Source organism: Dehalococcoidia bacterium (assembly GCA_028711995.1).
Taxonomy (GTDB): Bacteria; Chloroflexota; Dehalococcoidia; order SZUA-161; family SpSt-899; genus JAQTRE01.
The window spans coordinates 1-17,462 of record JAQTRE010000064.1; the positions used below are offsets into that span (position 1 = coordinate 1).

Here is a 17,462-nt window from a genome sequence, read left to right on the forward strand (position 1 = left end):
GCGGCAGGAGTCTGTCCAAGGCCCGGTAGAGCCGGTCGTCATTGACCTTCTCCTCCGGTATCCCCAGCATATCCCCTAGGCAGCTCCGTTCATACAGGTGCTCGGCAATCCGCAACTCGCTGGACGGTTCACAAAGACGCATCAGCACCAGGGTCAAAACCATCATCGGCCAAGGTATATCTTCCCGGCCTTCCGGCATCAGCCGTTCCAGGAGGGAAACCAGTCCCAGTTTATCGGCCAACTCCAGGCCGAGCCAGTAGCCGCCAAAGTCGCGTACCCGCTCCACGCGCACCCGTTTGGCATCCACCTCCACCCATCCCGGCTCTCCTTCCTCATCAAACAGACGGCTTTGCCAGGAATTCCCTTCCCTTTTGGCTGCCTGCTGGACGCCCAGGCGTTTGGCTTCGTCCACATCTCCCAAATAGGCCACTACCCGTTGCCGAGGTCCTCGCTCCGTCCGGTATGATTCCACCAACTCCCAGTAGATGTGTTCCTTCTCTCCCCTACTCCGGCGACATCTCCTGAGATACATGAGCACATTATAGCGACTTTCGTAAATCCAAAAGTCTACACTACATCGGGTTTTGCAGGACACTCAGCTTTGCACGATGACCCTTTCTCCGGTCTGCCCAATCTACAAAAACTCATGAAAAACTATTTTAAAGCTTAAACTGCGGAAGTTGGGTTAGTGTTAAGACCGATGATACGCGAAGCGCATCCGATTGCAAAGCACGGATAATGTCGGCTCTGTGTCGCACTGTAAGACGCTGACACTATGCTACAAAAAGGGGATTCCATTCGCTGTCGCCACAGAAGTTGGTATCGTTGTCCAGGGAAAATGTCAGGGTTTGATGTTCAGCGATTTTGTCAGTGGAGTTATGGACATACCAAGGCAAGTCTCTCCTCTCGTGCAGGTTGTGATGACAGGGAAGGCACTGCTCCGATCTCATTAAGAGTCAGGACCCACCTGAAAGAAGCCTGTCCCCGGATATATTATCGCAGTCTCATTCTAGCTGAAGATCTACAGTGAACCCCTAGGGGAATATCCTCCTCAACGCCTCGGGGTTTGCATTCTAGGGCTAGAAGATGACAAGCGTCTCAACCAGCGTCAAAATCGAGCCGCTGATCAGGCTGGCGCTGCCCCTCAAGTCGTTTCTCAATTAGCGCGGTCCCCATAAAAGTGAGTACTGGCTCACCTCTTTGATTAAGCAACCTCATAGCGCAACGGACAATACCAGCAGTTGGATCAGACTTGGATTCCCGTTTGGACAGTGGTTCCTCTTCCCATACAATGCGATCGCCCGGACGAGCAGGAAGCAGGAAACGAACTTCGTCCCAGCCTAATCCGGTGATGTACGCCCTTTTGGGCTCCTGCTCTCTGACCAGCTTGACCCAAATTGCCATGAGGAGGACCGCTGGCGCAATTACACCACCGAACCTGGACGTCTTGGCAAATTCAGGATCGGTGTGAAATGGGTCAGGGTCCCATTCTTCGCCAAATTCCACGATCTTCTCTTCGGTGAGAAGATACTCTTTGGACCTGTACTTCTCGTGTAGCTTGATATCTTCGTAATATGCTTTCTGCATAAGTTGGTCCATTCCAGTGGAAATGGCGACGACATTGCCACTAGGCGCCTCGCGTTGTCGTTACGTCGGACGTAGGTTCTACGAACCGTAGGAGACGGCATGAAATCGGGCAAGTACAATCCTTCTGCCCGAAGCCAAAAACCGGGAAAGGACGCCTGTGATGCCAAATGTGCAGACCTTTTTATCCTTCATCTTGTTCCTACCTTGCTCATCCCTTTTGTTGTCAACCGAATTACTCGAGAGATTATGCCTGGTGCGGATGACCCGTCAATCCTCTGCTTTTGCGGGTGGATACGAGACATATGCGTCAATCTGCTGATTCTTTGGCCTCAGGTGAGTCCGTTCCCTTATCAGTACGTGGGCTCCATTTCTCCATATTCTCAGCCATCTCCCTAAAGGACTTTGCGAGAGCTCGGTAGTCAAATGAATAGTAAATGTGTTGGCCAACGCGTTTCCTCTGCACCAAATCATTCGCTGTCAATATTGAGAGATGGTGAGATACCGCCGGTTTACTCATATCGAAGTAGCTCGCTATCTCGCCTGCGTCCATGCTGCCCTTTGTTCCCAGCAAATAAATGATAGATACCCGGGTCAGGTCGGACAAGGCGGACAGCACTTTCACATCTTTGGGATACCTCTTCGGTATATCCAACTTGTTGGTCGAGCGCCATGCGTTCCCGGTCGAATGATCTTGAACAGTCATCTTATGATAAAACCTTCAATCTATACTTCACTCGAAAAGTATATCATCTTTGTTTAATTATGCAACCATCTTTCATTCATTGTTTGACTGGAGGCTTCGAAAGGCCAACTCTTGGAACTACAAGATTCCTTCGAATTGTGCAACCATGTGTCGAATCTCCAGAGTCTGACGGGTGGGACATTGTATGTCTGCACATCTCGCTGCCGATAATGACATCCTTGAACACGATCACTATAGGACATGATTGAGATATGACATTCCGAAGATATCCGCCCCTTACGACCTCTTTAATCGAATAGCAGGCACCTCTCCCAGAGGCTATTTGTTAGGCTGGAAATCGTCGGACTCAGATCGCACCAGCGACCTGCCAGCCCTCGTGGATGGCATCGGCGATCCGGCGAGCCCCGGCGCAATCACCGACAGCGTACAAATTCGGCCTATTATTCAAGGGCAGCTTACCTTTGAGAATTGAATACAGGGAGTCCTCAGCCTTCATACCAACGGCGAGCACTACAGTATCGGCGGAAATGGATTGCTCCTGCCCGTTGCAGTTCACCTGGACCGTACTTTCGGTGATCCCGGTGAGCCGGGTCTTTGCTCGCATCTCGACGCCGAACTTCTTAAGTCTGTCCAAAGTGAAAAAGCGACTAGCCGGGCCGATATCCGCCCCAATGCGATCCAGCATCTCGACGATGGTCACTTGCTTGCCCTTCTCCGCAAGGAACTCGGCCGTCTCGCAGCCGATGAGTCCCCCGCCGACCACCACGACTTTCCCACCGACCTCCCTGCCTTTCAGCATTTCGGTCGCGAGAATAACGTTATTCCTCTCGATCCCCAGAATATCAGGCACGATTGGTACAGCACCGGTGGCGACAATTACATCGGTGAATCCGGAATCTAGGATCGCCTTCGGCGTAGCATTCTTGCCGAGTTGCACCTTTACGCCCAGTAATTGCATCTGCCGGCTCAAGTACCGGTTCACGTTGGCTATCTCTTCCTTATGCGGCGGGATCGAAGCCAAGTGCAGATTTCCACCGAGTTTATCATTGCGCTCCCAGATGGTTGGACGGTGCCCCCGTACGGCCAGCATTCTAGCTGCCTCCATGCCCGCCGGTCCTCCGCCTATTATCAGGACATCCTTTGCTTTGCTCGTGGACTTCACCGGCTCTTTCCACTCCCTGCCCACCTCCGCGTTGACGGTACATTGAACAGCGGCTTCCCTATCGCCGTCTCTGGCGGAGTGAATGGCACTTTCCAGGCAATAACAGCAGCCGAGGCACATCCTAATTTCATCAAACCTGCCTTCTCTGGCTTTGTTGGGCAGTTCGGGATCAGCGATCAGCGCCCTTCCCATAGCCACAAGGTCCGCTTTACCTTCGGCGATGATTCGATCGGCGAGGATGGGGTCGTTTATCCTGCCTACCGTGGTCACCGGTATGCTCACCACTTTCTTGATGGCTTCGGCCAGATACACAAATGCCCCTCGGGACACCGACATCGGCATCATAGGGGTGGGGGATTCGTGCCAGCCGGCCCAGCAGTGAATGATATTCGCTCCCGCATCCTGAGCCATGCTGGCGATGACCTGTGAAGCTTCGATTGTCTTCGGGACCCCTAAACATTCATCGATGCTGAGCTTGCAGGAGATGGGGAATCCCGGCCCCACGTTCTGCCGGATGGCTTTGACGATCTCCACCAGGAAGGCGGCCCGGCCAACGGCGTCGCCACCGAAGCGGTCAGTCCTCTTGTTGGTGATTACCGACATGAACTCGCTGATAAGGTAGCCGGAGTTGCCTACCAGTTCCACGGCGCTGAATCCGGCTTTCTTGGCTCTTAATCCTGCCTCGGCGAACTTCTCAATAATCGCTTCCACCTGGCTAGTGGTAAGCTCACGGGGCATCTCGCCGGTGTAGCGCGACGCGATGGCAGAGGGAGCCACTGGCTGTACTCCCATCACCCGCCCCGGCGTATAGCGGCCGGCGTGAATCAGTTGCTGGCAGGGGTGCGCCCCTTTTTTCTTGATGGCGTCCGCGAGCCTGCTCAGGCCGGGGAGATATTTGTCGTCGTCGATGTTCAACCCTCCGCCAGGGGATCCCTGGGGATAGTCGACGCAGGCACCTTCCAAAGTGATCATCCCCACACCACCCCTGGCCCGTGCGGCATAATAGGCGATGTTACGCTTACTGACATACCCTCCCGGGTCGTTGTAGCCGGTGCCCATCGGCGCCATTACAATCCTGTTCCTGAGGGTCATTTCTCCTATGGTAATCGGCTGAAACAAGCATTGCAGCACTTATGCCTCCTTGGTCTTCTGAGCGGAGCCGCACCCCCGGCGCGTGATTCGTTTAGTCTACAAGTTGCGCATCGTTTACTCGGCTTCGGCAACCATCCGCTCGATAATCTCGCGGCACATCGATATACCCTTGATCCTTCCGGCCACCTGCCTGTGGGGGAAGGCTGCGTTGTTCTTCGCCCTCGATCAGCGTGTTTCGTCCCATCGAATAGCCAGCCAACCGGTAAAGCCCCGCTGATTTAGCCGGTGTGGTTTCGTGGCATTAACCAAGACTCTGTGTCGTCCGCTGGATGATCTCGTTTTGGAGCCCGATGCTCAGGTCCACGAAATGGGCGCTATATCCTGCTACCCTGACGATCAAGTCGCCATGGTTCTCGGGATGTTTCTGGGCGTCCTGCAAGACCTCGGGACTGACCACGTTGAACTGCACATGCCAGCATCCCAGGTCAGCCCATGTTCTCAGATATGCCACGAACAACGCCTTGGCCTTTCCTTCAAGGAACTTGGGGAAGAACTTCTGGTTCAACAGCATTGAGTATTTCGGATTCACTTTGCCCACTGATTTGAGCACTGCCGTCGGGCCGTTAGTATCTCTCCCGCGCATCGGGGATATACTGCCGTCGGCAAATGACTCATCGGATCTTCTTCCATCGGGAGTCGACAGCGCTCCGATGCTCCACGGAAAGTACATCGAGGCCGTGCTGCCTTCCAGAGTAAACATGAAACCGGATTCTGTGCGGAAGCGTTCGACTGCGTATTGCTCGCGATTGCAGATTTCCCGAGCCAGCAGGTCAACGTAATCATCGTCATTCCCGAACTTCGGCGACTTCCGCATCTTTTTGAACAACTCATCCTTACCCTTGAAGTTGTTTTTCCAGGCATCGATCAACTCCGCCATGCTGACGGTCTTCTCGTCAAATACGAGCTTCTTGATGGCCGCCATCGAATCGATGACGTTCATCTGGCCCACATTATGGACGGTGGGCAGGGAATGGTAGAATTCCTCCATGCAATCCTGGCCTCGCTCAATGCAATCGTCGGTCAAAGCAGACATGAGGGGCCGCTGAAGAGTCCGCCTGTAGAGGGAACAGGCCAGAGCTTCGACCTTCGCTACATGCTCGATTTGATAGGCCCACTGGGCTTCATAAGCGTCCAGCACCTCGTCGAACGATTTGAATGTGGTGGGGTCAGGGGTAACACAGCCCAATTGGATCCCTGTGGTCATGCTCTTACCCTGGTTCATGGCAACTTCCAGGACCTTGGGCACCAGGAGCGCGGCAGCTAGTCCATGAGTTTTCTGCATGGCCTTACCCGGGATTATCGGCTGGAGGCATCCGCCGGATGTCCAGTTCCGCGCATCTCTGAGCGGAATTCCCCTGTTGAGTAGATAGGGAATGACCGCGTTATCATTGATAAACGCCGGATGGCCGATGCCGGTTCGTATCATGTCTATGGCTCTGCTGATCAGCTCCGGGTTGATGGTGGGATGGTATCTCAGCACGATGCTGGGCTGGGTTGCCTGTATCGCTTCACAGGCATCGATAATCAGGAAAGACATTTCATTGGTAGCATCGTCACCGTCCGGGGTGACGCCTCCGATATTGATGATCTGATACAGGCTGGCACCTTCCTCACCGCGATGAACGGCCGAGGTTTCTACCTCGCCGATTTCCTCCATTTTCATCCAGGCACATTCCAGAAGCTCCTGGGCTTGTTCCCGGGTGATCCTGTTAGCCTCGATGTCCTTCTGATACAATGGGTTCAGCAATACGTCCAATCGGCTGCCTTCGCCCTGGCCGTGGTACTCGATAAACCGGGTGACCATGTGAGTCAGGTACCACGCCTGCAAGGCCTCGTGAAAAGTCCGCGGGGGATTGCCGGGTATCCAGTCGCATACCTCCGCGATCTGTAACAGCTCCTCGCCGCGTTCGGCATTCTGCTCTTTGGACGCCATTTCTCTGGCCAGCGCCGCATATCTGCCGGAGAAGCTGATCAACGCCTTGCCGGCGATGATCATGGCCTGGAGACTATTGAGCTTGTCGATATATGCATCGCTGGAGATACTCTCCTCTTTGAGCTCAGCTCCAAGCCGGCGCAGCCTGTCTTCGGCCTTACCGATGACTCCATTGAGACCAAGATCGAAGAGTGTGTGATAGTTGGGAGACCCCAACCCCTTCTGTGACGACCATTGCGCGGCCCAGGTCATCTCCGTCTTACCACCAGGGCCCAGAACCTTCTTTATCTCGTCAGGCAAAATTGAAAACATTCTGTCATCAATGGTTTTTCCTTTCCAGTAGTTGCGAATCTTCTCCCACTCTGTCCTGCCGCATTCATCCACCATGTGCGCCAGATCGCCCTTAATGGCCTTGTCCATATCCTTCCACTGGAGTTCCGGGTGGATGGGCAGACCATAAGGGTCGCTGGCGATATTCCCCACGATCAGTTCATCATCGCTGATGTATACCGTCATGTGGCTCAGAATATGATCCAGCGCCCTAGCTCTCCGGATAACCTCAGGCTGTCCCTCGGTGGACTGGTAAGATTCGGTCATCAATCTTGCTGTCTCAAAGCAAATCCTGACCCCCGGCAAATAGGTGAATTGAGTTGTCGAACGATCCAATCCACCATCTATCCTGGTAACTACCGTGCTCTTGCGAACCCTTTTGCTCTTGAGCTTTCGAGGCCTCTCACCGCTGGCGAATCGCGACGGCTTTTGTGCACCGGTTGACATCTTCACGACCATGATTTGACCTCCTTCTTTCGTTCGTGCATTAGAAACGCTTTGTACCTCATAGGGAGTTCGGCTATCCTCGCCCCCTGAGATTTCTTCACTCCATCTCGGTCCTATTATCGATGATGTTCTACAGCCTAGATGCTGGCGTGGACTTCTTGCCCGTAGGAGGCTCTCCGACTCAGGGATGCTTCATCAGCAACCCGTGAAACGGTGCATCCACCACAAGGGAAAGTTCTGACTGCTGCCTGAAAATCTGTGGGGCCATTCCTCCACCGCGATAAGTTGCCATCCTTGCATTGCATCATATTTCCTGTGCTATTGTGACTGTCATGGGCACTGATGTTGAACGGTCTTCCCGGTGCCGCCTCCCACTCAAGATTGCCCGAGCGGGCTGCCTTCGCTATCTCGGCCGGATCATCCGATTTGGCCAGAAGCACTTGAAGATACACTGGAGCTGACAAACTTGATATTGCCCCAACCCTCAGTTCGGACATCTGATTGAAGACATTAGCATAGAAGCTCTCGGAGTAAATCCAATCACCTCCCGCATAGTCTGTGGATAAGGTGAGGCAAGAATTCCTGCTGGTTTGCTTCATCCCTCACTTCCTCAGTTCATCTTACCTCATACGAATACACACGCTCTTCTTTGAGAGAAGTCAAGGTGTAACCGATACAGGCTCAGCTGGCTATATGACCTTTGCATCTTTAAGAGCGGTAATGCTGTCCCATCCATAGCCCAACTCCTGGAGGATCTCCTCAGTATGTTGGCCAAGCTCTGGAGCATGGGTTCTCACCCCGCCCGGAGACTCACTCAATTGGGTAACGATTCCCACAGCGTCTATTTTGCCAGCTACAGGGTGATCATACGTTGCTATGTAGTCATTTTCCCGAATCTGAGGGTCCGTATTAATGAAGTGATTGAATGTATTGACCGAACCCCATATGACCTTACGCCCTTTGGATGCCTTCATCCACTCGGCAAGTGTCATACCCCTGAAGGCTTGATCCAGAATGGCGATGAGGGCCTCGTTGTTTGCATATCTTAAATCGTGCGACGTGAATCTGGGGTCAGATTCCAGGTCCTTCTTGCCCAGCGCCTCACAAAAATCGTGCCAGTATGGGTCGGTCTGTGTCATACCCAGCGCAAGCGGGAGGTCGTCCTTTGTGAAGTAGTAGTTCCACATAGGATTCCCAGCCGTCTTCCTGCTCTTTCTAGGTATGTCGGCTTTAGTGGCCAGACAAGCCTGAAGCCCTAGAGACGCAAAGTCCATGAGGCTGCCGATCAACGAGCCGTGTACTAGTTGTCCCTCCCCGGTACGCTCACGATGAAAGAGGGCGAGCATGATTCCATAAGCCAACCATACCGCTGTAACGTTATCTCCCATTGCTGGCACGGCTCCGGGGTACCGAGTCTCAGCTTCACCCAACGCGTCGATTATTCCTGTCCTGGCAAGGGCAAGCCGCATCGTAGCCGTCCCTGTCCTTGTCAGGACCGCTGAGACCCCAAGCAGTCACCTCGGCGAATATGATCTTGGGGTTCACCTTACGCATCGTTTCGTAGTCGACTTCAAGCTTCTTTTGAACATAGGGCAAACAACTCGTAAGAAAAATGTCCGCTTTCTTGACTAATTCGTAAATAATGTCTTTACCTTGTTGGGTACTCAAATCCAGCGTGAGGCTCCTCTTATTACGATTAGTCAACTCGAACGTCCAATTATACTCAAGGATCGGCACACCGAGGACCGCCTCAATACCTCTAAGCGGATCGCCACGCAATGGCTCCACTTTGATCAGGTCAGCCCCCATGTCCGCCAGATGGCGGCCACATCGCGGAGCTGCGAAGAACGTCCCCAACTCCACTACCTTTATCCCCTCCAGTGGTCCCATTTTCCCTTACCTCCTTTCTCATGAAATAGCGTAATGCAATATCTGAGTTGTTGGATCTCTTCTCGATCGCGCTAATCGCAGCTGCTTCCGCTGGACCATTACCAGGAGTGACTGATTCCGCCTAAAGGACACGCCTCTATACAGGCAAGATGTCTCTCTCCGCTGATAGGCTTGCACGAGCTGCAAAGGTACTTGAGCTTTTTTTTCACCGTTTCCTTCACCATGGAGACGTTGTCATCATAATCATCCGGGATCACTTCAAATACATGCTCCGGGCAAGCCTTGACGCAACTCCCGCACCCATCGCAGAAATTGGAATCGATGGTGATCCAATACTCTCCGGAGCCGTCGTTGTAGCCGTATTGAGCGATGTAACCTGAAGCCATTTATCCCCCTCGCGCCTGTTTTTCCATTATGGCTTTGGCAAACAAGGCTGCCCCCAGGGCGCCAACTATTTGGGGTTCGGGGCTGATCATGGCCTTGACCCCGAAGGCTTTTTCCACTCTCTGAACTACTCCCCTGTTTTTTGCTATGCCCCCCGTGATGGCAAAGTCCGGCTCCATTTTTATCCGCTGGATAAGAATATGAACTCGACGAGCGAGGCCATCACAATATGCCGCCAGCACTTCATTCAATGGCACCCCGTCCTGCAGAAGGCTGAAAGCCTCTGATTTGGCGAAGACGACACACGTGCTGCTAACGGGCGGGATTTCGCCGACAATATCGAGAGATCGATCGCCAATCTCATCTACAGGCACACCCAGCATCTCCCCGATGATTTCCATCGATCGGCCGGTTCCCGCCGCGCACTTGTCATTCATGAGAAAATGCGTAACTCGACCTGTTTCGTCACAGTGGATGCCTTTACAGTCTTGGCCGCCCATGTCGAGGATGGTTCGAACCGATGGAAAGAACCAATGAGCTCCTCGTGCGTGACAACCGATTTCTGTTATCGTCTTGTTCGCAAAGGGGACATTGACTCGACCGTAGCCGGTGCCAACTGTGTATTGAATGTTCTCGAGCTTCATTCCTGTATCTTTCAGGGCGAGGTTCAATGCATCTTCGGCGGCACGCGGGCTATTTGACCCCGTATACATCCCGCTGTAACAACAAATCTGGCCGTCAGTGAGAACCAATGCCTTGGAACCCACTGACCCGACATCAACACCAGCGACAATGTTTTTAGCTTTCGTCCAGTCTCTGTCCGGATCTTTCCAGGAATATGCCGACCATCTGGTAGATTGCTTGACCAACATAACCTCCTCCTTCTAGTGCTGCGCCAAAAGAGCCGCCCCCAGGGCACCTACCATGTATGGGTTTTCCGGCACCCTAACGGGAACGCCTAGTTGCTCTTTGGCAAAATCGATTACCCAGCCGTTGGTGGACACACCGCCGATCATTGATACCTCTGTTTCCATACCAAGGCGGTTCAACATGGATGTGGTCCTCGAGGCAATGGCATGGAGTATGGCCCGTACGATATCTTGCTTGGGCACCCCGGAATGAATGAGTGATACTACCTCTGATTCAGCGAATACGACGCAGGTTATGTTCATATCGACTTTATTTTGTGAAGAACGGGCTAACGACTCCATATCATCGAGCTTCGTCTCTAGGGCCCAGGACATGTTTTCTGCGAAAGCTCCCACCCCTGCGGCACACTTCTCGTTAGTGACGAAATCGATGACCTTGCCACTGGCATCGCACCGGATTCCTCTACCTTGCTCAGCCCCCACATCGATAACTGTTCTAACCGAAGGGAAGAGCCAAGTTATGCCCTTTGCATCGCATACAGCCTCAGTCATCTTTTCGTTGGTAAGGCCCACATGCCTTTTCCCAGCACCCGTGGCCACGATAGATTGCACATCCGCCCGGGATAACCCGGCCCTCGTCAGGGCCTCATCCAACGCCCGTCCAGATGATTCACGTATATCGCCACCTGTCAGGATCATGCTCTGGGAACGGATATTGCCTCCGCTTCCGTTGCCGTTTTCAAAAACAACGATTTTTGTATTTCGGGTTCCGACATCAATACCGGCGCTTATCATTTTGGCCTCCATTATTTTTAGTTGAGCATCCTTTTCAGTCCAAGGCTTTCCATGAAAGCATCAACGCGATCCAGTGTCTGTCCCTCATTAAATTGCCTTGGGTCGGCCATGTTTCCCTCATAAGTGGCCACCGCTATGCCTGCCTCTTTCAGGGCCAGTCGGTTTTCCATGGAGCCGAAATTCAAGCCCTCGCAACCCCGGTTGAGGTGTATCAAGACGCCATCCACGTGGTAAGCCTTCACCAGACGCAGCATCTCGAAGCTTTTCCACGCGGGAGTATTCAAACACTTGAGTGTCGAGTGGGCAAGATACCAGCCAACCATGGCTCGAATGGCTTGGTCGCGGGTTCTGATTGGTACGCCCAGTTCGTCGGGGGTACGAGCAGGTACCAGCTTTCCATTCTCTTCCTCGAAATGACCGGATAGAACCAGACTGTAATAAGAACCCACGCACGCTGCGCCGTACTCCTCCATGCGCTTGAACAGCTTGAAGGAGTACCATGGCGGCTGGCCATCGTGCAGCACGCGGCAATGTTCGGTAGCCAACGCAGCGATCTGCTGATCGATACGATCCTGCACCTCGTCTCGCAACATTCGGAAAAGCTCAACAGTTTCTTTCTCATGTCTTTGGAGCATGCCGATGACATACAGGCTATAGAGTTGCGTTTGATCCAGAGGTGCGGGAATGGCCGTATTCAACAGGCTTATCTCGGCCCACAGTTTCGTGGAGTTCCAGTCATTTCTGATCGCTTGGATCATCTTCTCGTCATCGAAAGTCCGGCCTGTGGTCTTTTCCAGCCACGCGATATAATCATGACATTGTCCGACAACATATTCTGTGATCAGAGGCGTCTTATCACTATTAGCTTCGATTAACGGTATATCGATGCAAAAATAGGGAATCTTGTAATGCTCACTGACAAGTTGATACCATTTTCCGTGGGTATCACACTCGTGCCTGGTGAAGCAGAGGTCCGGTCTTGGAGCCGGTCCTCCCAGAGGACTGCGGTTCAGATGCATAGCACCGATATAGCAAAGGAAATAGCCGCACATATCCGGCGCGAATCCTTGTCCCTCGGCTTCTTCCAGGGCTTGCCTTACCAGGTCGGGACTATTAGCGATGGTCGCCCCCCAAGGTTCACCTCCCAGGTGTAATGTAGCGCCGATCCCAGGAGTCAGTGGCAACGGTGTGGCTGACCCCGATACAAGAAGCGTGCCTTTTTCCTTGGCAGCTAAGACGGCCTGGTAATGCTTTCGCCTGATTTCCTTCGCCTTCGGCCAGCAATCCAGCGGCTTGGTTTTGTACAGTGTTTGCTTATTCATCATTGCCCTCACAAAAACATTATTTTAGAACAGACTTTGTACGCCGACCATGTCAAGAAAGGCCTCGACCCGGGTGCGGAACTGCCCGGCGGGGGTTGTAATATCTATTTCCAACCTCAATGTCGGAATCCCTTCAGCTTCAAGCACCCTTTGTAGCGGAGGTATGTCAAACTCATGCGGATCACAGAATTTCTGCTGTATGATAATCGCGCCCTGCACCTTATATTCTTTCGCCAGCTTGAGTATGTGCTCAAAACGATGCCTTTTTTCGATATCTTTCTCCGGGCAGGGAGGACGGTCCACATAACGTGAAGCAATTGCATGGATCCGGTCCTGCTCAGGGATAACCTCATTCCAAAAATATCTGGAACCGGTACAGTGATCATCTATGACAAAGATTGCCCCCAGCGACTCAGCGAGCTTCAAAAGCCCTGTATCATCATTCTCGCTACCCAGCACCATGAGTCGAACCTTGTCAGTGGCCTTATTTGCGCTACCGTTGCCATTCCGCCGGAGCTCTTCGATGGTTCGTTCGAGCATAAGATTGTGGTCGGCTTTATCCATCACCATGCTCGAGAGAACCATCTGCATCGCCTGAACACCGGAGATAGGCGGGTTCTCAGAACGTCTCGTTTCGTATATTTGTTTCATCAGACGGCGATTGGTGTTGTAAACCGCGATAGCGTTATCAAGGGATTGTTCGATAATAGGATGTCCTGTCCATTTCTCCAGGGAGTTCTTGAAATGTGCCAACTGTCCGGCAAGAAAGGTCTTGGCTCTCGGTTCATAGACCCTCACCGGCATGTTCAGATAGTATACATAGTCCATGGGAACGTGTTCCTGCCAGCTTCGGAAGGTTTGGCGCAGGTGCAGGCAGGAATGCGCCATCACAATGCCATCCAAATAGTCATAGCGTCCGAGCAAACCTTGAGCAAGGCAATCCCGAGAAAATGGGCAATACATGCTGTAGATGTGGCGCTCAGTGACATCCTGAGGTTCATGACTTCCAAAAACTCGCACTGGAAGCGCGCCGGAGGCGTACAACAGCTCCTCGGGTACGTAACTGCAAAAACCTCCTACAACCCTTCCCCCACTTTTCGCTTTCCATTCATTTGCATAATTGTGTCTATTACTGAAGACCTCTTCGTATTCGGTCATTTCGTATTCGGTCATTTTTCGCTCCTATCCCCTATGAACAGCATTAAACTATGAGTTAACTATTTATACATATATTGTAAATGCATACTGGAGTTTTGTCAATAGCCTGTACAGGGTCCTTAATCCGTGGATTGGTGAGCCTTTTAGATTCAGTTTGAATTGGGTTAAACTATCACCAGCGAGGTGATGGTGAGATGAGAAGAAAGAAAGGGAATCTATCGTTTTTGGGGGTGGAGCTTGCCGGGGGGTTGGATGAGAAGATGACGGCGTGGGGTGGCGCATCGCTGCTGGTAGATTTAGGGCGAAGGTGTGGAGCAATGGAGACGGCGGAGCGGGCATTGCTGAAGAATCCTGGAGGGTATGGAAAGAGGAAAGAAACGGAATGATCCGGGAGTGGTCCGAAGTTGCATACGTGCCGGCCCGAAAACAGGAGCACAAGGAAGCTCGCCCGTATCGTTATGTGGGGATAAGGATATGCAGGCAGCAGAAGGAGATGTTTGCAGATGGGAGTCTGTCGCGCCACTATGCAGTGGTGAGCAACATTTGGGATATGGAAGGTCAGAAGTTACTGGAATGGCACCGGAAGAAAGCGGGAACGATAGAGCACATTCACCACGTGTTGGACAACGAACTGGCGGCGGGGGTATACCCGAGCGCCAAGCACGGAGCCAACGCCGCCTGGCTGAGACTTCAGGTGATAACCTATAACCTACTCGAGCTACTCAAGGCGGTGGCTCTGCTTGCTGAGTATGCCAAAGCCAGGCCGAAACGGCTCAGATTTGCCGTATTCACCCAATTTGGGCGCATCGTACGCCATGCGGGGCAAACGCTGCTGCGCATCAGTTAGCAAGCCTGGGCAGATATGATTCAGATGGCATACCAACGACTATTGAGACTCCGCTGGGAATCGGGTTAAGCGTGGGCAAGTTTGCAGGTCATTTATCCGAAAAACGAGGCTGATTTGACTATAGAAGGGGAAAGGCTGCTCTTGAGGGGGCAACAGGTAGTATAGAGGAATTCTATTCTCGAAAATGTGCGACAACAGGCCCTAAACTGACTCCGTAGCGTTGACCTTGAGCCCGTTGCGCTAACTTCTGGCAGCAAAAAACCATTCGGATGCTGCCCTGAACAGATGGCCTTCACCAATCCACGGATTAAGGTAGGGTCAGGACATATCGGACACGACCTCCTTCTCTGAACGATGCGTAAACCAATTCTGATGGAACCCTTCGGGGGTTTTGTAACCCAAAGCCTGATGAGGCCGCAACTTGTTCATAGACTCGATTCCATTCCGGGAGAGCTGCCTCAATCACGCCCGGATCGGCGGGCGGATCTGCTACTTGGTGGAATTCTTTCTCATCGTGCGGAGGACCGCTCTATCCGTCCATTGCCGGGGATAGGTGGGGCGATTGAAGTAATGGATCAACTTTGCCTCTTTGGCGGCACAGGCCAAATACTCCCAGAAACGCGCTGACCTCATCAGACTGTATAGCCCTGATCCCGAATGGAGACTCCCTGACTGACCGTCGCAAAAAGATACTCCCTTCCCGGCCCGCCGGAGCTGGATAATGGAATCGCCTCAGTACTGAATCTATCCACGCGGACTTCTCTTACCCGGACAATGAATTCTATGTCATGATTCCCTCCGAGAAACTGCGGATTTGTTCAATTGTCTGTAAACGTCTGTCGTCCATGATCAGCTGCATGTCCCCGATCATAAACGAGTTGCCCAAATCATTAAGGCTCATCTTACACTAGAAATCGATCTGCCCCTCGGGCTCATCTTGTGTTGGAAGAGACTGGCTATTGACAAAAATCCGACCTAGTGCTATTTTAAGTTATGTTAAATAATTAATTAATTGCAATTTCATTTGTTTCTTATTGTTTGTTACATATAAAAGATGCTCTTCAATTCTACATTGCAGTCAAGGTGATACTCTCAACATGCACTTTTGCTGTCGAGGTGATCCATGGTAAGGACGGCACGATTCACTGATGAAGAAATCATGCGAGCGCGCAAAATTCGAGACGAATTAACTACTGTGGTTGGGTTTCGTAAGGCCATCTCACTTTTCAAGGGCTGAACCTGGCCTTAATGTACACAAATCGGCTGAAGTCTTAGGCACAAGCCATTGCACGGTTTTTCGCGATTTCAGTGAGATTCGCCATCAACATAACGTTCCGAAAAAACAGTCTTGGGTCAGCGTGGCTGATTGTCTATCACCTTGGAGGATGAGCGAGAATTGTTCTGATGCTGCGAAGAGTTGGAGTCTATTCATGCCTGTCGCACGCCCACCAGCGCGATAGACGCTTCCCAGGGAGGATCATCAGAGAGTCCCGTTGATGTTTCGTGCGGAAGGATTCCAATATCATAGCCTTCAGCGCAGAACTATTTTGGACCACAATCACCAAACTTGTATTATAAGGAGGCCTTCATGCGGACGAGATTAACGGAATTGTTGGGAATAAGACACCCTATTATCCTGCCGGGAATGGCATATGTTTCTCTGGCCCCGCTGGCAGCAGCGGTCTGTAACGCTGGTGGCTTGGGAGTTCTGGGTATATATGATTCACCTGATAACCTGAGACAGTCCATTAGAAAGATGAGGGAACTTACCGATAAACCTTTTGGCGTGAACGTGGTCCCGATTGTCCCGGCGGTCGGTGAATTTGTCAAGGTAATTATTGAAGAAAAGGTCCCAGTAGTCACAAGCGGGCTTGGAGATCCGGCTGCGCTTATGGGAGGCAAGCGTCCCGGAATGCTCATGATCCCTGCGTGCGGCACAGTAGGGCAGGCGATAGCAGCTGAGCGAAACGGTGCTGACGCGGTGATAGTGACTGGGAGTGAAGCCGGAGGACACGTCGGCAACATCAGTACCCTGGTTTTGCTTTCCAAAGTAACTGCCCGTGTCAAGATTCCGGTAATAGCGGCGGGGGGGTTCTGTGACGGCAGAGGGCTAATAGCTGCTTTGGCTCTGGGTGCAGAAGGAATCGCAATGGGGACAAGATTTGCTGTTACACAGGAGTCTCCGATCCCACCTCAGGCTCAGCAAGTGTTAGTTGAAGCAAAGGAAGGAATGGCTACCGTGTCGACGCGCTATGACGGATTACCCCTAAGGGCTATCAAAGGGAGCAGTGTTACAAACTACCGGGGGTGGTGGTCACGACCGTGGGAGCTTTTGCCCCATGCCCAAGGTCTATCCAAAGCTTACAAGGTGCCCCGCAGCGAGACCATGAAGGTTGTTCCCGTGCTGAGAAAATTGAAGATTCCCGTGCTCCAGTTTGTATGCGGCATAGATATGGTAAGGAAGTTCGCCAGCGAAGGCGATGTGAAAGGGGGCGTCGGCCCGTGTGGCCAGGTTATTGGGTTGGTCAATGATATTCCTACCTGCAATGAGCTAATAGAAAGGATTATTGCCCAAGCTGAACGAACCTCGGAGTCCGTGCGTGCAAAGGCGCTCTTAAGCTAGTCTGCTCTTTGCAGAGCCTGTTGTGCAGTGATTATGAGAATCGAGGCCAGAGATAGGAAGCCAAACAGCATCTAACGAAATCGGCGGTTAAGGTGGCTGGGCCGTCACCAGAACATCTGCGAGTATAATCTGGCGTGTCTGCACACGGATAGAAAAGGAGGCGAAAATGTTAGCAAAGATATGCGCAGCCTGGTTTGGACTGATCAAGCGCAAGCCGATCATATGGATTCTAGTGGCTCTATTATTATTGATTCCGGCGG

The 17,462-nt window shown here is 52.3% G+C and carries 17 protein-coding genes; 4 read left to right on the plus strand and 13 right to left on the minus strand.

The window, feature by feature from the left end; all coding sequences use genetic code 11:
- From PHV74_09575 to PHV74_09590, 4 genes are all read right to left on the minus strand, one after another.
- Nucleotides 1–532, minus strand: a 532-nt coding sequence (locus PHV74_09575; GenBank protein ID MDD5094613.1) for a hypothetical protein, incomplete at its 3' end; no start/stop codon positions are given.
- Between the two features lie 566 nt (nucleotides 533–1,098).
- Entirely contained in the window at nucleotides 1,099–1,587 is a 489-nt protein-coding gene (locus PHV74_09580) for a MaoC/PaaZ C-terminal domain-containing protein (protein ID MDD5094614.1), read from the minus strand.
- 307 nt (nucleotides 1,588–1,894) lie between these two features.
- The gene (locus PHV74_09585) at nucleotides 1,895–2,290 is read right to left on the minus strand and encodes a metalloregulator ArsR/SmtB family transcription factor (GenBank protein MDD5094615.1); all 396 of its coding nucleotides are present in this window, start codon (nucleotides 2,288–2,290) and stop codon (nucleotides 1,895–1,897) included.
- 346 nt (nucleotides 2,291–2,636) lie between these two features.
- Entirely contained in the window at nucleotides 2,637–4,583 is a 1,947-nt protein-coding gene (locus tag PHV74_09590) for an FAD-dependent oxidoreductase (protein MDD5094616.1), read from the minus strand.
- A gap of 43 nt (nucleotides 4,584–4,626) precedes the next feature.
- Here PHV74_09590 and PHV74_09595 point away from each other — a divergent pair, with 43 nt between their 5' ends.
- Nucleotides 4,627–4,821, plus strand: coding sequence for a hypothetical protein (locus PHV74_09595; GenBank protein ID MDD5094617.1), 195 nt, complete (start codon nucleotides 4,627–4,629; stop codon nucleotides 4,819–4,821).
- A gap of 24 nt (nucleotides 4,822–4,845) precedes the next feature.
- Here PHV74_09595 and PHV74_09600 read toward each other — a convergent pair whose 3' ends face one another.
- From PHV74_09600 to PHV74_09640, 9 genes are all read right to left on the minus strand, one after another.
- Nucleotides 4,846–7,326 (minus strand): pyruvate formate lyase family protein, encoded by a 2,481-nt coding sequence (locus PHV74_09600; protein ID MDD5094618.1) that lies wholly within the window; start codon nucleotides 7,324–7,326, stop codon nucleotides 4,846–4,848.
- Nucleotides 7,327–7,451: 125 nt separating this feature from the next.
- On the minus strand, nucleotides 7,452–7,913 hold the full coding sequence (locus tag PHV74_09605; GenBank protein MDD5094619.1) for a hypothetical protein: 462 nt from the start codon (nucleotides 7,911–7,913) through the stop codon (nucleotides 7,452–7,454).
- A 90-nt stretch (nucleotides 7,914–8,003) separates the two neighbouring features.
- Nucleotides 8,004–8,783, minus strand: coding sequence for a CoA transferase (locus PHV74_09610; protein ID MDD5094620.1), 780 nt, complete (start codon nucleotides 8,781–8,783; stop codon nucleotides 8,004–8,006).
- On the minus strand, nucleotides 8,737–9,204 hold the full coding sequence (locus PHV74_09615) for a CoA transferase (GenBank protein ID MDD5094621.1): 468 nt from the start codon (nucleotides 9,202–9,204) through the stop codon (nucleotides 8,737–8,739). The genes PHV74_09610 and PHV74_09615 overlap by 47 nt, the downstream gene beginning before the upstream one ends.
- Nucleotides 9,205–9,302: 98 nt before the next feature.
- Entirely contained in the window at nucleotides 9,303–9,590 is a 288-nt protein-coding gene (locus PHV74_09620) for a 4Fe-4S dicluster domain-containing protein (GenBank protein ID MDD5094622.1), read from the minus strand.
- A complete protein-coding gene (locus tag PHV74_09625) occupies nucleotides 9,591–10,460 on the minus strand; it encodes an acyl-CoA dehydratase activase (GenBank protein MDD5094623.1) in 870 nt (289 codons plus the stop codon).
- Nucleotides 10,461–10,472: 12 nt separating this feature from the next.
- Nucleotides 10,473–11,252 carry an acyl-CoA dehydratase activase gene (locus PHV74_09630; protein MDD5094624.1) on the minus strand — a complete coding sequence of 260 codons (780 nt, stop codon included), beginning with the start codon at nucleotides 11,250–11,252 and terminating at the stop codon, nucleotides 10,473–10,475.
- A gap of 17 nt (nucleotides 11,253–11,269) precedes the next feature.
- The gene (locus PHV74_09635; GenBank protein MDD5094625.1) at nucleotides 11,270–12,577 is read right to left on the minus strand and encodes a 2-hydroxyacyl-CoA dehydratase family protein; all 1,308 of its coding nucleotides are present in this window, start codon (nucleotides 12,575–12,577) and stop codon (nucleotides 11,270–11,272) included.
- A gap of 21 nt (nucleotides 12,578–12,598) precedes the next feature.
- Nucleotides 12,599–13,747: a 2-hydroxyacyl-CoA dehydratase gene (locus PHV74_09640; protein MDD5094626.1), complete on the minus strand. Its 1,149-nt coding sequence runs from the start codon at nucleotides 13,745–13,747 to the stop codon at nucleotides 12,599–12,601.
- A 179-nt stretch (nucleotides 13,748–13,926) separates the two neighbouring features.
- Here PHV74_09640 and PHV74_09645 point away from each other — a divergent pair, with 179 nt between their 5' ends.
- From PHV74_09645 to PHV74_09655, 3 genes are all read left to right on the plus strand, one after another.
- Nucleotides 13,927–14,118 carry a hypothetical protein gene (locus tag PHV74_09645; GenBank protein MDD5094627.1) on the plus strand — a complete coding sequence of 64 codons (192 nt, stop codon included), beginning with the start codon at nucleotides 13,927–13,929 and terminating at the stop codon, nucleotides 14,116–14,118.
- On the plus strand, nucleotides 14,115–14,579 hold the full coding sequence (locus PHV74_09650) for a transposase (protein MDD5094628.1): 465 nt from the start codon (nucleotides 14,115–14,117) through the stop codon (nucleotides 14,577–14,579). Before PHV74_09645 ends, PHV74_09650 begins: the two co-directional genes overlap by 4 nt.
- A 1,588-nt stretch (nucleotides 14,580–16,167) precedes the next feature.
- Nucleotides 16,168–17,202 (plus strand): nitronate monooxygenase, encoded by a 1,035-nt coding sequence (locus tag PHV74_09655; protein MDD5094629.1) that lies wholly within the window; start codon nucleotides 16,168–16,170, stop codon nucleotides 17,200–17,202.
- Nucleotides 17,203–17,462: the final 260 nt, after the last annotated feature.